Origin of the sequence: Erwinia sp. E_sp_B01_1, from assembly GCF_036865545.1 — a bacterium.
In the GTDB taxonomy this organism is placed as follows: domain Bacteria; phylum Pseudomonadota; class Gammaproteobacteria; order Enterobacterales; family Enterobacteriaceae; genus Erwinia.
Genome location: NZ_CP142208.1, coordinates 1,456,190 through 1,472,414, shown reverse-complemented (window position 1 = coordinate 1,472,414; position 16,225 = coordinate 1,456,190). Strand labels below are relative to the sequence as shown.

The following is a 16,225-nucleotide window of genomic DNA, read 5'->3' as shown; positions in this document are numbered from 1 at the left end:
GTGTTATTCCGGCAGCCGGAGGTAGTGTCCCAGGTTTTCAAATGCCTCTGGCTGAGTCAGACAGGGGATCTCTCCCAGCAGGGGCGCAGGCAGGTTTCGGGTCAGCGTCGTCAGGTACTCCTGATGACGTTTTCCCGGCGGCTGGATGTCATTGGCTATCCAGCCTGCCAGGCGTAAGCCACTGGCCCGTATGGCCTGCGCGGTGAGCATCGCATGGTTGATGCAGCCCAGCTTCACGCCCACCACCAGCACCACAGGCAACTGCTCGTGGATCACCCAGTCGGCAAAGGTTGTGCTCTCAGACAATGGCGTGAACCAGCCGCCAGCGCCTTCCGTTAACACCCAGTCTGCCTGCTGCGTCAGGGAGGCCAGCCCGGCTGAAAGGCGGTCAAACGTAATCGGCCTGCCCTCTTCTGCACTGAGAATATGCGGCGAAGTGGGTTCTTCAAACGCCAGCGGGTTGATACTTTCATAGGGAAGCTGCAAAACGCTGTTGTGCTGTAACGCCAGCGCATCGCTGTTGCGCAATCCCTCCGCACTTCTTTCACATCCTGATGCCACAGGTTTGTAGCCGACGCTGCAAAATCCGGCGGCTTTCGCGGCCTGTAGCAGGGCGGTGCTGGCAACTGTTTTGCCTACTTCAGTATCTGTTCCGGTGATAAACCAGCGTTCACTCACAATGCATTACTCCATAAACCAGATGATAACTGAGCAGATAGCCACGCTGATCCTGTGGCCAGTACTGCTCCAACTGCTGAAAATGCCGGCGGCTCAGCAGGCCACCACTTCTGCCCTGATGCAGATGCGTGGCACCAATGCCTTTCAGGGATCTCAGTGCGCTGAGCGCATCCGGAAAGCCCAGCGTCAGGGTTTGCTGCGTCAGCGTCAGGGGAAGATGTTGTCCGGCGTGCTGGATGGCCTCTGGCGAAAGAAACCGGTTAACCGGGGCGGGTAAATCCAGCGGTTTCCAGGCTTCGCCAAGCTCGTGTAACGAGCCGTCAGAGAGCGTTGAAAACAGCACCTGGCCTCCCGGCAGCGTCACACGGTAAAGTTCTGTGAGCGCCCGTGTTAAATCACTGCACCATTGCACCGCAAGGTTGCTCCAGCAGAGATCAAATTTCGGCTCACTGAAAGGCAATGCCTCGATATCGCCGGGCTGATAAACATCAGCAGTCTGTGATGCCTGAGCCTGAAGCAACATTTCTGCTGACAGATCCAGCGCGGTGACATGATTTCCCGCCTCCCGCCAGCGCTGGCTGAACCAGCCGGGGCCGCACCCCGCATCCAGCACCTTCTGGCCCTGCTGTTGTTGTGCATAACCGGCAAGCGTTTCGCCACACAGGCGTTGCAGTTCCGCGTGCTGATTGTAACTTTGGGCCGCGCGACCAAAGGCCTGAGCGATCGCCTGCTTATTGACTGTTTGCATGGTGTAACCCCTCCAGCAGGCGCTGAATGTCGTCCGGACGGTGTGCGGCACTCAGGGTAATCCGCAGCCGTGCCGTGCCGGGCGGGACGGTTGGCGGACGAATGGCAGTGACCCAGCAGCCCTGCTGGCGGAGTTTTTCAGCCAGCCGCAACGCCTGCTGCTCTTCGCCCACGATCAGCGGCTGGATAGCCGTGCAGGAAGGCAGCAACGCCAGACCCCGCTCCAGTGCGCCCTGGCGGAACAGGCTGATGTTCTCCTGAAGCTGCTGGCGCAGGTCATCCCCCTGCCGGATACAGGCCAGAGAAGCCTGCAGGGCATAAGCCTGCGCCGGTGGCATGGCGGTGCTGTAGATAAGATGACGGGCAAATTGCAACAGATAGTCTGCTGTATCGTCGTCACAGAGCACCGCGGCACCGCTCAGCCCAAAGGCTTTGCCAAAAGTCACCACCAGCAACTCCGGCTTCACCTTCTGCTGCCAGCAACTGCCGCGCCCCTGCCCGCCGGTGGTGCCAATGCCGTGCGCATCATCCACCATCAACCAGCTACCCTGTTGCCGGGCTAACTGATGCAGTTCTGCCAGCGGCGCGCTGTCGCCATCCATGCTGAACACCCCTTCTGTCACCACAAGAGTTTCTCCCGTGCCGTGAGTATTCAGTAATTTTTCCAGCGAGGCCGGTTGATTATGGGCAAAGCGTCGCAGCGTTGCCGGGCTGAGAGAAGCGGCCTCCAGCAGGGAAGCATGTGCCAGCTTATCGGCGAAAATGCGATCGTCTTTGGCCATCAACGCCGCAATAACTGCCTGATTTGCCGCAAAACCGGAAATAAACACCAGCGCACGGGAATAGCCGAGCCAGTCGGCCAGTTGCTGCTCCAGCTCCGCCTGCGCGGCATGATAACCAGTGACGTGCCCTGAGCCTCCGGCACCTGTGCCATAGCGTTCAGCCCCCTGCTGCCATGCCCGGATAATGCGCGGATGCTGGCTCAGGCCAAGATAGTCGTTTGCCGAGAAATTAAGGTAGCTTTGACCGTCGATTTTCAGGGTGCGCGCTGAGCTTTGCTGGTTAACCCGACGATGCCGGAACTGCCCTTTTTGCTGGCGCTCCTTGAGCGCCAGAGAAATGCGTTGCTGCCAGCTCATTTACACTGCCGCGTTGTAAAACTGTTCGGTGTCGGCGTTGAGTAACTGACCAGCCAGCGACTGCTGCTGTTCGTTATCGCCAGCTTCAGTGGTGGTATGGCGGGGATTGAGGCCCAGCTTGCGGAACAGCTGCATATCTTTGTCCTCTTCCGGATTTGGCGTTGTCAGCAGTTTGCACCCGTAGAAGATTGAGTTGGCACCCGCCATAAAGCACATCGCCTGGGTCTGCTCGCTCATCTGCTCGCGTCCGGCGGAAAGGCGAACGTGCGAAGCTGGCATCATGATGCGCGCCACCGCGATGGTGCGGATAAAGTCGAACGGATCGACATCGTCGTTATCCGCCATCGGGGTGCCCTTGACCTTCACCAGCATGTTGATCGGCACGCTTTCTGGCGGCACAGGCAGGTTAGCCAGCTGTACCAGCAGCCCGGCACGGTCTTTAACCGTTTCGCCCAGACCCACAATCCCGCCTGAACAGACTTTGATGCCCGCATCACGTACTTTGCCCAGCGTATCCAGACGCTCCTGATAGCTGCGGGTGGTGATGACGCTGCCGTAAAATTCCGGCGAGGTATCCAGGTTGTGGTTGTAATAATCCAGACCGGCACCCGCCAGACGCAGCGCCTGCTCTTCGCTGAGCGTACCCAGCGTCATGCAGGTTTCCAGGCCCATCTCCTTTACCCCTTTAACCATCTGCTCAAGGTAAGGCATGTCACGCTCGTGCGGGTTTTTCCAGGCGGCACCCATACAGAAACGGTCTGACCCTGCGGCCCTGGCTTTACGTGCTGATGAGAGCACTTCTTCCACTTCCATCAAACGCTCGGACTCCAGTCCGGTTTTGTAACGCGCGCTCTGAGGGCAATATTTACAGTCCTCCGGACAGGCACCGGTTTTGATCGATAGCAGGGTACTGACCTGCACCTGACGGGGATCGAAATGCTGACGGTGAACCTGCTGGGCTTCAAACATCAGTTCGAGAAAAGGTTTATCAAACAGCGCCTGTGCCTGCGAAATTGTCCAACGAGTTGCCATTGCTTGCTCCAAAAAAATCTGTAATTAGTTATCTTTGCATGGTTATACTTGTAAACTAAATTTTTTGAAATTGGTTTACAAGTAATTTATGACCCCATCCGACCTCGCTTTCGACCGTGACCATATCTGGCATCCTTACACCTCCATGAGCCAGCCGCTGCCGGTGTACCCGGTGGTTGCTGCCCGTGACACCTCACTGCAACTGGCCGATGGTCGCCAGCTGGTTGATGGCATGTCCTCCTGGTGGGCGACCATCCACGGCTACAATCACCCGCGACTGAACCGGGCGATGGCTGCACAAATTGAGCAGATGTCACACGTAATGTTTGGCGGCATTACCCACCCTTCCGCCGTGGCGCTGTGCCGTAAGCTGGTTGAGATGACCCCGGAGGGGCTGGAGTGCGTTTTCCTGGCGGATTCAGGGTCGGTAGCGGTGGAAGTGTCGATGAAAATGGCGCTGCAATACTGGCAGGCCAGAGGCGAGCGGCGTCAGCGTTTTCTCACCCTGCGCAATGGCTATCACGGTGATACTTTTGCGGCAATGTCGGTCTGCGATCCTTACAACTCCATGCACAGCCTTTATCAGGGTTATCTGCCCAACCATCTGTTTGCTGCGGCTCCGGCCTGTGGCTTCAGCGATGAGTGGCAGGAGCGGGACACTGAGGATTTTGAAAGGCTGATTCGTCTGCATCAAGGCGAGCTGGCAGCGGTGATCCTCGAGCCAATTGTGCAGGGCGCAGGCGGCATGCGTTTTTATCATCCGCGCTATCTGCAACGTGTCCGCGAGTTGTGCGATCGTCATAACGTGCTGCTGATTGCCGATGAGATTGCCACCGGTTTTGGCCGCACCGGCAAGCTGTTTGCCTGCGAGCACGCCGGAATTTCACCGGACATTCTCTGCGTGGGGAAAGCGCTGACCGGCGGCACTATGACGCTCTCTGCGACTCTGACAACCCGTGAAGTTGCCAATACGATCAGCAACGGCGAAGCGGGCTGCTTTATGCATGGCCCGACGTTTATGGGCAACCCGCTGGCCTGCGCCGTGGCCAGCGAAAGCCTGGCGATCCTGCAGGAAAATCAGTGGCAGCAGCAGGTCGCCGCCATCGAAACGCAGCTTAAGGCGGCATTGCTTCCGCTGAAAGATCGCCCTGAGGTCGCCGATGCCCGCGTACTGGGCACCATCGGCGTTATTCAGACCCACCGCCCGGTGAATATGGCCGCTCTGCAGGCTTTCTTTGTCGAACAGGGTGTCTGGATACGTCCGTTCGGCAAGCTGATTTACCTGATGCCTCCCTACATCATTAAGCCAGAAGCGCTGGCGCAGTTGACCGGTGCCATCGCCCAGGCAGTGGAACGCCCTGAGTTCTTTCTGGCGGTCTGAACCAAAGCTATCGCTCCAGCCACGGATACGCCCTGAGTTCTTTCTGGATACGCCCTGAGCCCTTCAGGGCAATCTGAATTCCCGCGCACCGGCACCCTTTCCCGCGCCGTTCTGCGCACTATTTCGCCAGTGTGCGAAGCGTCACAAAGCAGTGAAGCCGCTGATGCACTACGCTTTTACGGGTCAACATCCCGTAAAGGAGCCTGGTTATGCCACAAGAGAAACAGACTAATCGCCGAATCGTGCTGGCTTCGCGTCCGCACGGCGCACCAACAGAAGCCAATTTTCGTGTGGAATCCCAGCACGTTCCTCAGCCCGGCAAGGGCGAGATTTTACTGCGCACCGTCTGGCTGTCGTTAGATCCCTACATGCGTGGCCGGATGAGCGACGCCCCCTCCTATGTTCCCCCCATTGCGGTCAATGATGTGATGGGCGCGGGCACCGTAGCTGTGGTCGAACAGTCAAACCACGACGACTATGCGCCCGGTGACTGGGTAGTGAGCCAGAGCGGCTGGCAGGATTTTGCTTTGTCCGATGGTAAAGATCTGTTCAAACTCACCGGCCCGGTACTGAAACACCCTTCCTGGGCGCTGGGCATGCTCGGCATGACCGGTTTCACCGCCTATATGGGGCTGCTGGATATTGGTAACCCTCAGCCGGGCGAAACGGTTGTCGTTGCCGCCGCTACCGGGGCAGTTGGGTCGCTGGTGGGTCAGATTGCCAAGCTCAAAGGCTGCTATGTGGTGGGGATTGCAGGGGGCCAGGAGAAATGCCGCTATGCCGAAGAGGTGCTGGGCTTTGACCGCTGCCTCGATCATCGCTCCGCCGATCTGCCTGAAGCGCTGAAACGCTACTGCCGCGACGGCATAGATGTCTATTTTGAAAGCGTCGGGGGCAAGGTTTTCAACGCCGTTCTGCCGCTGATGAACACCAAAGGCCGCATCCCGGTCTGCGGACTGATTGCCGATTACAACAGAACAGAAGCCTCATCGGGTCCGGATCTTCTGCCGCAATTCCAGAGCGCGATCCTGCGCAAACGGCTGCGGGTGGAAGGGTTCATTATTACCCAGGATTACGGTCACCGCTTTGGTGAGTTCTTCAGCCAGATGAGCCAGTGGGTTGAACAGGATCGCTTTGTGTTCCGTGAAGATGTCATTGAAGGGCTGGATAACGCCCCGGAAACCTTTATCGGCATGCTCGAAGGTAAAAACTTCGGCAAGGTCCTGATCAAAGTTGCGGGCGACAAACCCTGAAGGAGCCAAAAAAATGAAATTGTTAATGGTGCTGACCTCGCACGATCGTCTTGGCGAGACCGGCAAAAAAACCGGGTTCTGGCTGGAAGAATTTGCCGCCCCTTATTATGTGTTCCGTGATGCCGGGGCCACCGTGGTGCTCGCCTCCCCTGCCGGAGGCCAGCCGCCCATCGATCCGGTCAGCGATCGGCCCGATGCCCAGTCACAGGATACGGAACGTTTCCGCCAGGATATGCCTGCGCAGCAGGCGCTGGCCAATACGCAAAAACTGGAAACGATCGACAGCACGCAGTTTGACGCAGTGTTTTATCCCGGCGGCCACGGCCCGCTGTGGGACCTGGCCGAAGAGCGGGTCAGCATTGATTTGATTGAAAACTTCTATGCTAACGGCAAACCTGTGGGCGCGGTCTGTCACGCGCCGGGCGTGTTACGCCATGTTAAAAAGCCGGATGGCACGCCGCTGGTGGCGGGTAAGCGGGTAACCGGCTTCAGTAACAGCGAAGAGGAAGCCGTAGGGCTGACAGATGTGGTACCTTTCCTGGTTGAGGATGTGCTGAAATCGCTGGGTGGCAGCTATGAAAAAACCGATGACTGGGGGGTTTATACCCTGACAGACGGCCATCTGGTGACCGGCCAGAATCCAGCCTCCTCAGCCGCCGCAGCCGAAGAGCTGCTGAAACTGCTTCATCAATAACCAGGAGATGGAATGAAACTGATAAGCCAGGATTTTAAAGATGGCGATAAGCTCCCGGAGCGCCAGGTCTTCAACGGCATGGGCTACCAGGGCGATAACCTCTCTCCCCACTTAGCCTGGGACGATGTGCCCTCCGGCACCAAAAGTTTTGTAGTCACCTGTTACGATCCGGATGCGCCTACAGGTTCCGGCTGGTGGCACTGGGGTGTGGCTAATCTGTCTGCGGATACCCGCGTTCTGCCGCAGGGTGCAGGTTCAGGCGTGGCCGATCTGCCAGAAGGTTCGGTGCAGACCCGTACTGATTTTGGCAGCAGTGGTTATGGTGGCGCGGCACCGCCGAAAGGCGAAAGCCATCGTTATATCTTCACCGTCTATGCATTAGATGTGGAGAAGCTGGAAGTGGATGAGAACGCCAGCGGCGCTTATCTGGGCTTTAACGTGCATTTCCACCAGCTGGGCAGCGCTTCGATTACGGCGATGTACAGCTAGCGACAAAAAAGGGGCAAATCTGCCCCTTTAAGTCAGCGCAGGCTCGGGGAACACAGGCCGTTCATAAAGACGCAAAAAGCGTCGTCCCTGACAGCTCGGCCCGGCACGTCCATGTGCCGGGACGCTTTATTCACGGCCTGTGTTCCCCTCACTTCAAGTCCGGGTGTCGTCTGCAGGGGCAAGTCTGCCCCTTTTCCATCAGATTTCAGTAATCACTACCCACATCGGGCCCTGGCCCACGGCATAGCGTGCCAGCGGCTGCAGTAATCCCTGCTCTCCACCAATTTTGTACACTTCGATGTGATGCGACTTCTGCCCGGCTGACACCAGATATTGTCCGCTGTTGTCGATGTTGAAACCGCGAGGCTGAGTCTCTGTAGGCTGGTGCCCTTCCACCGTCAGCAATGCCCCATCTTCACTGACGCTGAACACTGTCAGAATGCTGGCAGTACGGTCACAGCTGTAAAGGTGGCGGCCATCCGGCGTCAGATGAATATCGGCGGCCCAGCGTGTTTCGCTGAAGCCCGCTGGCATCATATCCAGACTCTGCACCCGCTCCACTTCACCGTGGGCGTTTTCAAGCTTCCAGACATCAACCGTGCTGTCTAACTCATTAACACAATAGGCATACTGTTTATTCGGGTGGAACACCATATGACGCGGGCCAGCGCCCTCTACGGTGGTGACCTGAGCCTGCTGATGAGGTAACAGCTCGCCGTTTTCCTGCAGATCAAACAGACAGATACGATCCTGCTTCAGCGCCGGAACAAACAGCGTGGTGTTATCAAGGTTGATATTGGCTGAGTGACAGCCATCCATGCCTTTAATGACCTGCACTGGCTCCCCTGGCAGGCCATCGGTCCCAATCGGGCTGACGCTGACGCAACCGTCATTGTAAGAGCCGACGAAGATAAAACGCCCCTGACGATCGGTGGAGATATGGGTTGGGCTGCCCGGCAGTGAAGCCTGACCAGCCTCCTGCAGTTTGCCATCCTGTTGGATTTGATACGCGACAACACGGAACTGCGGGCGAACGCCAACATAGAGAAAACGTTTATCCGGGCTGACCACCATCGGCTGCACCTGGCCTGGCGCATCCACGACCTGCAGAAGGGTGAGCGTGCCATCCCCGGCTAATTCCCATGCATGGATCTGATGGCTCTCCGGGCTGGCGGTATAAACAACTTGTTTCATGAATTCTCCTTTTTCTGAGTAATCTTTTGGAAAAGCGTAGCCTGTTTTTCCTGCCCGCGTGGGGGGATTTATGGCGGGTGATTTTGTTAAGCGCGTCACAAGGTGTACACTCACTGCCTCTTAATTAGCCACTTCCGGAACTGTTTATGAGTTATCGCGTCATCGCTTTAGACCTGGACGGCACCCTGTTAACGCCGCGTAAAACCATCCTTCCTGAATCGCTGGAAGCGCTGAAAAAAGCGCAGGAGGCTGGCATCAAGGTGGCTATCGTCACTGGCCGCCATCATGTCGCTATCCATCCTTTTTATCAGGCACTGGAATTAGATACACCTGCAATCTGCTGTAATGGCACCTACTTGTATGATTATCATGCAAAAAAGGTACTACAGGCCGATCCGCTTCCTCAGGAGCAGGCGCTGCGGGTGATTGAGATGCTGGATGAAGCAGCGATCCACGGGCTGCTCTATGTGGATGATGCGATGCTCTACCAGACGGAAACCGGTCATGTGACGCGCACTATCAACTGGGGCCTGTCGCTGCCGGAGCATCAGCGTCCGGTGTTCACTAAAGTCGACAGCCTGGCGCAGGCTGCTAAAGAGGCTGACTCAATCTGGAAATTTGCCCTCTCCCATCCCGACACCCGTGCTTTACAGCAGTTTGCTGAGCGTGTGGAGCAGGAGATGGGGCTGGCGTGCGAATGGTCATGGCACGATCAGGTGGACATTGCTAAAGCGGGCAACAGCAAAGGCAAACGTCTGGCGCAGTGGGTGGAATCAGAGGGCTATCAGATGAGCGACGTGCTGGCTTTCGGCGATAACTACAACGACCTGAGTATGCTGGAAACGGTGGGCCTTGGTGTGGCAATGGGCAATGCCGATGAGGCTATCAGGGCGCGGGCTGGCCGGGTGATTGGCACCAACCTCGAACCCGGCATCGCCGAAACCATCTACCGCGAAGTGCTGTGAGTTGGCGCAATAATTGAGACGCTTTTGATCTGGGCATAGAGCCACATGCCCGGTTTGATCATCAGTTCATCGCGGGCCCAGGGGGTGATACGCGCCCAGAGCTCGCTTTGTCCTATCGTCAGTTTCACCTCAATCTGATCCTCTATCTCCAGCAACCCGGCCACCTGTGCCGGGATGACGTTGCGGATACTGCTGTTTACCGGCGGCTGTAAAACCAGCGAGACGTCGGCAGACTGAATGCGCAGACGCAGCGGTGTTTTGGGCGGAGCGTCAACACGGCTGACCCAGATATGCTGATCGCCAAACGAAAGTGCCGTCATCGCATAGTGGGGATGCTGTTCCAGCACCTGTACCCGCAGCACGCTGCTTTGCTCCGCACGGGGTAGCCAGGGACGCATTACGCTGCTTGCCCAGACTTTTTCAACCGTACCCAGCGCTTTTACGCCGCCGTTATCCAGCACCAGCACGTTATCGGCCAGTTGCAGGATCTCATCCAGGCTGTGGCTGACATAGAGAATGGGGATATTAACCGTCTTCGCCAGCTTCTGCAGATAGGGCATTAACTCACGCTTGCGGGGCAAATCCAGCGCGGCCAGGGGTTCATCCATCAACAGGATCTCAGGTGCGGTCAGCAAAGCACGACCTATGGCCACCCGCTGTTTTTCACCGCCAGAGAGTGAAGCCGGATAGCGTGAGAGCAGCTCTTCGATGCCCAATAACCGGACCAGATGATCAAACTCCGGGCGCAGACTTTTTGCCATGCCGTATTCGAGATTGCCACGGACGCGGTAATGCGGGAACAGCCGCGCATCCTGGAATACGTAGCCAGTTCGGCGTTTTTCCGGCGGCAGATGGATTTTATTTGCGGCATCGCTGAGCACGCGCCCGTTGAGGATGATATGCCCTTCCTGCGGCGTGGTTAACCCACCAATGGCGTTAATCAGCGAGGTTTTACCCGCGCCTGACACGCCAAAAATAGCGGTGATCCCGGTGGCCGGCAGGTTGGCATTGAGGGTCAGCGTATGATCGCCAAGCCGCTGTGTGAAATTAAGCTCCAGCATTATACGCCCAACCTTTTACGGCCCCAGCGGGCCAGCCATTCAGAAATCATCAGTGAACAGAGCGCCAGCACTATGGCTATCACGCAGAGACGCGCCGCCGCATTTTCTGCGCCGGGCGTTTCAATCAGGGTATACATGGCGGAAGGCAGGGTTCGCGTCTCGCCTGGAATGTTGGAAACAAAGGTGATAGTGGCGCCAAATTCACCCAGCGAGCGGGCAAAGGCCAGCACCGTTCCCGCAATAATACCTGGCAGCGTTAACGGCAGCGTGATGGTAAAGAAGACGCGCAGGCGGCCAGCACCCAACGTCCTGGCGGCCAGCTCCAGCTTGCTGTCGACGTTTTCCAGCGCCAGCCTTATCGCTCTCACCATCAGCGGAAAAGCGATCACCGCTGAAGCCAGCGCGGCTCCCCGCCAGCTGAAGGCAAAAGTAAAACCAAACCAGTCGTAAAGAAACTCGCCGATAAATCCCCGGCGGCCAAAGGCGATCAGCAGAAGATACCCCACCACGACAGGCGGCAGCACCAGCGGCAGATGAATCAGGCTGTCCAGCAGGGATTTACCCGGGAAACGGCCACGGACCAGAAGCCAGGCCATCAGGATCCCGAAGGGCAGACTGAAGATTACCGCCACTGAGGCGACTTTAAGGCTCAGGGCTACAGCCTGCCATTCGGGGTCACTGAGGATCATGATGCTGGCGTAAATCCATAACGTTTGAACACGGCCGCAGCTTCCGGCCCTTTCAGGTAGGTGTAAAAGGCGGTGACGGTGGCAGAATTACGATCTTTTACCATCGCCATCGGGTATTCAACGGGTTTGTGGCTCTCTTCCGGGAAGGTGCCCACCACCGTGACTTTTTTACTGGCTACGGCATCGGAACCGTAGACGATGCCGTAAGGGGCTTCGTTACGCTCCACCAGGGCCAGCGCCACACGAACGCTGTTACCCGGAGCCAGCTGCGAGGATAAGGTATCCCACGCGCCCAGTTTTTGTAACGCTTCTTTGGCATAAATACCGGCCGGAACATGATCGGGATCGCCCACGGAGAGACGCTGCCCTTTCAGCAGGTTCTTCCAGTCGGTATTTTTCGAAATGCTGACCCGCTCTGGCTTATTGGCCGTGGGTGCCACCAGCACCAGTTCATTACCCAGCAGGGTAAAACGGCTGGCATCATCCATGCTTTTCTTCTCTACGGCGTAATCCATCCACTGCTGATCGGCAGAGATAAACAGATCTGCCGGTGCGCCCTGCTCAATCTGGCGTGCCAGCGTGGAGGAGGAGGCGAAAGAGGAGACTATCTTCACTTCTTTACCTTTCTGGTATTGATCCGCAATCTCCTGCATAGCATTGGTCAGGGAAGCCGCTGCAAACACGGTGATGTTTTCTGCGGCAACAGCATGGCCTGCAACGCTTGCAGTGAGCACGACGGCAAAGAAATGACGTAATTTTAGGGACATGATCTTCTCCAGTGAGGTTCGTTATGTAGTCAATGATATAACGACTACAAAAACACTGTCATGGAGTTTATCGGCAGAGCGAAGGATAAGTTGAGCAGGCGCAATAAAACGAACGCCCGACAGAGTCGGGCGTTTCAGGAGAGGTTACTGGCGGTGACTGGCAGACCGGTCTTTAGGATGACCAATTTTGGAGATAACGTTAAACACTTCGCCCAGTCCGTAAATCAGACCCAGGATAACCGCCATCACCACAGGGACCATGAGGATCGCTACGGCAAGGCCTTTAAGTAATTCCAGCATGGGAGCCTCAACTTGCTGAACAAAAAAGCCATTGTAGCCAGCGGAGAAAAAAGTGCACCGTCCTTTTGTGCGCTTTACCTGTTTTTACGCCGTGCACTGCAACAGTGTACAATTTAACGCTATTCCCTTTTCCCGGAGCACGCTATGCAGGCCGACCTTTCCCTGATCCTGAAATTACAGCAGCGGCTGTTTGCCGATCCCCGGCGTATTGAGTTGCTGAAACAGGTTAAACAGACCGGATCCATCAGCCAGGGGGCAAAACTGGCCGGGATCAGCTACAAAAGCGCCTGGGATGCCATCAACGAGATGAACACGCTGGCCGACCGGCCTCTGGTCGATCGCGCAACGGGAGGCAAAGGCGGCGGCGGGGCCAAAGTGACGGCATACGGCGAACGGCTGATCCAGTTATTTACCCTGCTGGAGCAGATTCAGCAGAAAGCATTCGATGTGTTGCAGGACGATGTGCCGCTGGGCAGCCTGCTGGGCGCCATTGCCCGCTTTTCTCTGCAAACCAGCGCCCGTAACCAGCTTTTTGGCACCGTTATCGATCGTGACGACCGGGCAATTGTGCAGCATGTTGAGGTGCTGCTGGCAGACGGCGCTACGCGGATCAAGGTTGCCCTGACTGAGCAGAGCGCTAATCGCCTCGCCCTGATCAGCGGCAAAGAAGTGCTGGTGCTGATTAAAGCGCCGTGGATTGATGTCACCCCCGGTGCTTCCGGTGCGGATAATCAGCTCAGCGGTATCCTGTCCACGATTGAACAGGGCGAGAGCCAGAGCGAAGTGCTGGTTGCCCTGCCAGGGGGTGAGACGCTCTGCGCCACCCTGAGCAACGAACGCGTGGCGGAGCAAAATCTTCAGCCGGGTGCGGCTGTGACAGCACATTTCAATGCTGACAAAGTGATTATCGCCACGCTGCTCTGAAAGGGGCTGCGAAATTTGACATTGCCTGCCATGAGGATCAATAGTCTGGGTACAGTGCATAAAATGGAATGAACAATGTCTACGTTGCATATTTCGCAAGGCACGTTTCACCTTAGTGATACCCGAACCCTTACCCTCGATGGTTTAGCATTGCAGGCTGGCGAAAGCTGGGCGTTTGTCGGCGCCAACGGCAGCGGCAAATCCTCTCTGGCCCGCGTGCTGGCTGGCGAACTCCCTGCCGCCAAAGGCGAGTTCCACAGCAGCTTCGTCCGTCCTGTACGCCTTTCGCTGGAGCAGCTTCAGAAACTGGTCGCCGAAGAGTGGGAGCGCAACAATACCGATTTGCTCAGCCCTGGCGAAGAGGACACCGGCCGCACCACGGCGGAGATTATTCAGGAAAATAACCAAGACCCTGCACGCTGCCAGCAACTGGCTGCCCTGTTTGGCATCACCCGTCTGTTGGATCGCCGTTTCAAATACCTTTCCACGGGCGAGACGCGTAAAACGCTGCTGTGCCAGACGCTGATGGCGCAGCCCGATCTGCTGGTGCTGGATGAACCTTTTGACGGCCTGGATGTGGCCTCGCGCGCTAATCTGGCTCAGGTGCTGGCTGAGCTGCATCAGCAAAACTGTACTCTGGTGCTGGTGCTGAACCGCTTTGACGACATCCCCGATTTTATCGATAACGTGGGTGTGCTGGCTGAATGTACGCTGACCCACACCGGCGCCCGTCAGGAAATTCTTGCGGAAGCCCTTGTCGCTCAACTGGCACACAGTGAACAACTGACGGGGATGACACTTCCGGAACCGGACGATGCCTCAGTTAAACCCGCGCTTGATGCAGAAGCGCCGCTGATTGTACTGCGTGATGGCGTGGTCTCTTACAACGATAAACCGATCCTGGATCGTCTGAGCTGGGAAGTGAAACCCGGCCAGCACTGGCAGATTGTCGGGCCGAACGGGGCCGGTAAATCCACCCTGCTGAGTCTGGTCACCGGCGATCACCCGCAGGGTTACAGCAACGATCTGACGCTGTTTGGCCGTCGTCGCGGCAGCGGTGAAACTATCTGGGATATCAAACAGCACATTGGGTATGTCAGCAGCAGCCTGCATCTGGATTACCGGGTCAGCAGCAGCGTGCGTAATGTGATCCTCTCAGGCTATTTCGATTCCATCGGTATCTATCAGGCGGTGTCTGACCGTCAGCATTCACTGGCGAAGCAATGGCTGCATCTGTTGGGCATGGAGAAAATGGCGGATGCTCCTTTTCATGGTCTCTCCTGGGGGCAGCAGCGTCTGGTGCTGATTGCCCGGGCGCTGGTCAAGCACCCTGCTCTGCTGATCCTGGATGAGCCTCTGCAGGGGCTTGATCCCCTTAACCGTCAACTGGTCCGCAGGTTTGTGGATGTGCTGATTGGTGAAGGTGAAACGCAACTGCTGTTTGTTTCGCATCACGCAGAAGATGCCCCGCAGTGTATTACTCACCGTCTGAGTTTTGTCCCGCAGGAGGAGAGTTATCGCTATCAGCAGGAAACTCTGGCCTGATTTTAAGGGTGTCAGCGCTGGCCGGCACCCTGACTCTCACCCGACAGGTTGACTCAGTACCGCAACTAATCCACCCCGCCTTAATCAGCTGGTTTACATCAACCGGCCTTTTGAACGCATCTTTCTATGTAACCGCTACCACTAATTAATGATTATTACAGCAGGTGCATGGATTATTTTGCCGTTTTTACTGGCAGTTCGGATTATTCAACTTGTGTAAACGATTCCATTTATACAAACTCGATCACGCTTTATTTCCCGGCGCTGTGCTATTTTTCTTTGAAGCTATCGACGCATAAAGAAGGTTACCAGGACTCAACATGCAAAAATTTAATCCGGTCGATCACCCCCATCGCCGCTATAACCCACTGTCCGATCAGTGGATTCTGGTCTCTCCTCATCGCGCCAAACGCCCGTGGCAGGGTGCGCAGGAGACGGCCTCCCAGGAAAAACTGCCTGCCCACGATCCGGACTGCTTCCTCTGTCCTGGCAATACCCGTGTGACAGGCGATAAAAATCCTGACTACGCCAGCACCTATGTCTTCACCAATGACTTTGCTGCCCTGATGACGGATACGCCAGACGCGCCGGAAAGCGAAGATATTCTGATGCGCTGCGAAAGCGCACGCGGCACCAGCCGGGTGATCTGCTTCTCGCCGGATCACAGCAAAACGCTCCCGGAACTGACGCTTTCAGGCCTTGAACAGGTGGTGAGGACCTGGCAGGAGCAGACAGCCGACCTCGGCCAGCATTATCCCTGGGTTCAGGTTTTTGAAAACAAAGGCGCGGCTATGGGCTGCTCTAACCCACACCCGCACGGACAGGTCTGGGCCAACAGTTTCCTGCCGAACGAAGCGAAGCGTGAAGACGATCTGCAACGCGCTTACTTTGAGCAGCACGGCTCGCCAATGCTGGTGGATTACACCAGCCGCGAACTGAAAGACGGCAGCCGTACCGTGGTGGAAACCGATCACTGGCTGGCGGTAGTGCCGTGGTGGGCAGCCTGGCCTTTCGAAACGCTGTTGCTGCCGAAAGCGCACATCAAACGTCTGGTGGATTTAACCGACGATCAGCGCGCCGATCTGGCGCTGGCGCTTAAAAAACTGACCAGCCGCTATGACAACCTGTTCCAGTGCTCTTTCCCCTACTCTATGGGCTGGCATGGCGCGCCGTTTAACGGCGAGGCCAACGACCACTGGCAGCTGCATGCGCACTTTTATCCTCCGCTGCTGCGCTCGGCGACGGTGCGTAAATTTATGGTTGGTTATGAAATGCTGGCAGAGACCCAGCGTGATTTAACGGCGGAACAGGCAGCAGAACGTCTGCGTTCCGTCAGCGATATTCATTTCCGCGAGACGGGAGTATAA

17 protein-coding genes are annotated in these 16,225 nt (G+C 56.7%); 8 read left to right on the top strand and 9 right to left on the bottom strand.

Annotated elements, in window-relative coordinates; translation table 11 throughout:
* Positions 1–3 precede the first annotated feature (3 nt).
* The 4 genes from bioD to bioB are packed head-to-tail and all read right to left on the bottom strand — an operon-like array spanning position 4 to position 3,596.
* Complete coding sequence (bioD, locus tag VRC33_RS07240; protein ID WP_338562305.1) at positions 4–678, bottom strand: dethiobiotin synthase; 675 nt, start codon at positions 676–678, stop codon at positions 4–6.
* Entirely contained in the window at positions 671–1,426 is a 756-nt protein-coding gene (gene bioC / locus VRC33_RS07235; RefSeq protein WP_338562303.1) for a malonyl-ACP O-methyltransferase BioC, read from the bottom strand. The genes bioD and bioC overlap by 8 nt, the downstream gene beginning before the upstream one ends.
* Positions 1,410–2,564: an 8-amino-7-oxononanoate synthase gene (bioF, locus tag VRC33_RS07230; protein WP_338562301.1), complete on the bottom strand. Its 1,155-nt coding sequence runs from the start codon at positions 2,562–2,564 to the stop codon at positions 1,410–1,412. The genes bioC and bioF overlap by 17 nt, the downstream gene beginning before the upstream one ends.
* Positions 2,565–3,596: a biotin synthase BioB gene (gene bioB / locus VRC33_RS07225; protein WP_338562299.1), complete on the bottom strand. Its 1,032-nt coding sequence runs from the start codon at positions 3,594–3,596 to the stop codon at positions 2,565–2,567.
* 88 nt (positions 3,597–3,684) lie between these two features.
* On the opposite strand from bioB, the gene bioA reads away from it, so the two are divergent.
* The 4 genes from bioA (at position 3,685) to VRC33_RS07205 (ending at position 7,413) form a co-directional block, all read left to right on the top strand.
* Entirely contained in the window at positions 3,685–4,977 is a 1,293-nt protein-coding gene (bioA, locus tag VRC33_RS07220; RefSeq protein WP_338562297.1) for an adenosylmethionine--8-amino-7-oxononanoate transaminase, read from the top strand.
* A gap of 209 nt (positions 4,978–5,186) precedes the next feature.
* Complete coding sequence (locus tag VRC33_RS07215; protein ID WP_338562295.1) at positions 5,187–6,230, top strand: NADP-dependent oxidoreductase; 1,044 nt, start codon at positions 5,187–5,189, stop codon at positions 6,228–6,230.
* Positions 6,231–6,243: 13 nt separating this feature from the next.
* Positions 6,244–6,924, top strand: coding sequence for a type 1 glutamine amidotransferase domain-containing protein (locus VRC33_RS07210; protein WP_338562293.1), 681 nt, complete (start codon positions 6,244–6,246; stop codon positions 6,922–6,924).
* A 12-nt stretch (positions 6,925–6,936) separates the two neighbouring features.
* Positions 6,937–7,413 carry a kinase inhibitor gene (locus VRC33_RS07205; protein ID WP_338562290.1) on the top strand — a complete coding sequence of 159 codons (477 nt, stop codon included), beginning with the start codon at positions 6,937–6,939 and terminating at the stop codon, positions 7,411–7,413.
* Positions 7,414–7,611: 198 nt separating this feature from the next.
* Here the strand turns inward: VRC33_RS07205 and pgl are convergent, their stop codons facing one another.
* Positions 7,612–8,607: a 6-phosphogluconolactonase gene (gene pgl, locus VRC33_RS07200; protein ID WP_338562288.1), complete on the bottom strand. Its 996-nt coding sequence runs from the start codon at positions 8,605–8,607 to the stop codon at positions 7,612–7,614.
* A 146-nt stretch (positions 8,608–8,753) separates the two neighbouring features.
* Between pgl and VRC33_RS07195 the strand changes: the two genes are divergently transcribed.
* Positions 8,754–9,572 carry a pyridoxal phosphatase gene (locus tag VRC33_RS07195; RefSeq protein ID WP_338562286.1) on the top strand — a complete coding sequence of 273 codons (819 nt, stop codon included), beginning with the start codon at positions 8,754–8,756 and terminating at the stop codon, positions 9,570–9,572.
* Here the strand turns inward: VRC33_RS07195 and modC are convergent.
* The 4 genes from modC to VRC33_RS07175 all read right to left on the bottom strand — a co-directional run bounded on the left by modC (position 9,554) and on the right by VRC33_RS07175 (position 12,389).
* Positions 9,554–10,633 (bottom strand): molybdenum ABC transporter ATP-binding protein ModC, encoded by a 1,080-nt coding sequence (gene modC / locus VRC33_RS07190; RefSeq protein WP_338562283.1) that lies wholly within the window; start codon positions 10,631–10,633, stop codon positions 9,554–9,556. The genes VRC33_RS07195 and modC overlap by 19 nt on opposite strands.
* Positions 10,633–11,322 (bottom strand): molybdate ABC transporter permease subunit, encoded by a 690-nt coding sequence (gene modB / locus VRC33_RS07185; RefSeq protein WP_338562281.1) that lies wholly within the window; start codon positions 11,320–11,322, stop codon positions 10,633–10,635. Before modB ends, modC begins: the two co-directional genes overlap by 1 nt.
* Positions 11,319–12,089, bottom strand: a complete 771-nt coding sequence (gene modA, locus VRC33_RS07180; protein WP_338562279.1) for a molybdate ABC transporter substrate-binding protein — start codon at positions 12,087–12,089, stop codon at positions 11,319–11,321. Before modA ends, modB begins: the two co-directional genes overlap by 4 nt.
* A 144-nt stretch (positions 12,090–12,233) precedes the next feature.
* The gene (locus VRC33_RS07175; protein ID WP_338562277.1) at positions 12,234–12,389 is read right to left on the bottom strand and encodes an AcrZ family multidrug efflux pump-associated protein; all 156 of its coding nucleotides are present in this window, start codon (positions 12,387–12,389) and stop codon (positions 12,234–12,236) included.
* Between the two features lie 144 nt (positions 12,390–12,533).
* Here VRC33_RS07175 and modE point away from each other — a divergent pair, with 144 nt between their 5' ends.
* From modE to galT, 3 genes are all read left to right on the top strand, one after another.
* Positions 12,534–13,313: a molybdenum-dependent transcriptional regulator gene (modE, locus tag VRC33_RS07170; RefSeq protein ID WP_338562275.1), complete on the top strand. Its 780-nt coding sequence runs from the start codon at positions 12,534–12,536 to the stop codon at positions 13,311–13,313.
* A 75-nt stretch (positions 13,314–13,388) separates the two neighbouring features.
* Positions 13,389–14,858 (top strand): molybdate ABC transporter ATP-binding protein ModF, encoded by a 1,470-nt coding sequence (gene modF, locus VRC33_RS07165; RefSeq protein WP_338562273.1) that lies wholly within the window; start codon positions 13,389–13,391, stop codon positions 14,856–14,858.
* 320 nt (positions 14,859–15,178) lie between these two features.
* Positions 15,179–16,225: a galactose-1-phosphate uridylyltransferase gene (gene galT / locus VRC33_RS07160; RefSeq protein ID WP_338562271.1), complete on the top strand. Its 1,047-nt coding sequence runs from the start codon at positions 15,179–15,181 to the stop codon at positions 16,223–16,225.

Bases quoted from the DNA above. Each gene is read 5' to 3' on its own strand.
- modC (WP_338562283.1), bottom strand. From the start codon at position 10,633: ATGCTGGAGCTTAATTTCACACAGCGGCTTGGCGATCATACGCTGACC.
- pgl (WP_338562288.1), bottom strand. From the start codon at position 8,607: ATGAAACAAGTTGTTTATACCGCCAGCCCGGAGAGCCATCAGATCCAT.
- VRC33_RS07195 (WP_338562286.1), top strand. From the start codon at position 8,754: ATGAGTTATCGCGTCATCGCTTTAGACCTGGACGGCACCCTGTTAACG.
- modB (WP_338562281.1), bottom strand. From the start codon at position 11,322: ATGATCCTCAGTGACCCCGAATGGCAGGCTGTAGCCCTGAGCCTTAAA.
- modA (WP_338562279.1), bottom strand. From the start codon at position 12,089: ATGTCCCTAAAATTACGTCATTTCTTTGCCGTCGTGCTCACTGCAAGC.
- VRC33_RS07205 (WP_338562290.1), top strand. From the start codon at position 6,937: ATGAAACTGATAAGCCAGGATTTTAAAGATGGCGATAAGCTCCCGGAG.
- bioB (WP_338562299.1), bottom strand. From the start codon at position 3,596: ATGGCAACTCGTTGGACAATTTCGCAGGCACAGGCGCTGTTTGATAAA.
- VRC33_RS07175 (WP_338562277.1), bottom strand. From the start codon at position 12,389: ATGCTGGAATTACTTAAAGGCCTTGCCGTAGCGATCCTCATGGTCCCT.
- modF (WP_338562273.1), top strand. From the start codon at position 13,389: ATGTCTACGTTGCATATTTCGCAAGGCACGTTTCACCTTAGTGATACC.
- galT (WP_338562271.1), top strand. From the start codon at position 15,179: ATGCAAAAATTTAATCCGGTCGATCACCCCCATCGCCGCTATAACCCA.
- VRC33_RS07210 (WP_338562293.1), top strand. From the start codon at position 6,244: ATGAAATTGTTAATGGTGCTGACCTCGCACGATCGTCTTGGCGAGACC.
- VRC33_RS07215 (WP_338562295.1), top strand. From the start codon at position 5,187: ATGCCACAAGAGAAACAGACTAATCGCCGAATCGTGCTGGCTTCGCGT.
- bioA (WP_338562297.1), top strand. From the start codon at position 3,685: ATGACCCCATCCGACCTCGCTTTCGACCGTGACCATATCTGGCATCCT.
- modE (WP_338562275.1), top strand. From the start codon at position 12,534: ATGCAGGCCGACCTTTCCCTGATCCTGAAATTACAGCAGCGGCTGTTT.
- bioF (WP_338562301.1), bottom strand. From the start codon at position 2,564: ATGAGCTGGCAGCAACGCATTTCTCTGGCGCTCAAGGAGCGCCAGCAA.
- bioC (WP_338562303.1), bottom strand. From the start codon at position 1,426: ATGCAAACAGTCAATAAGCAGGCGATCGCTCAGGCCTTTGGTCGCGCG.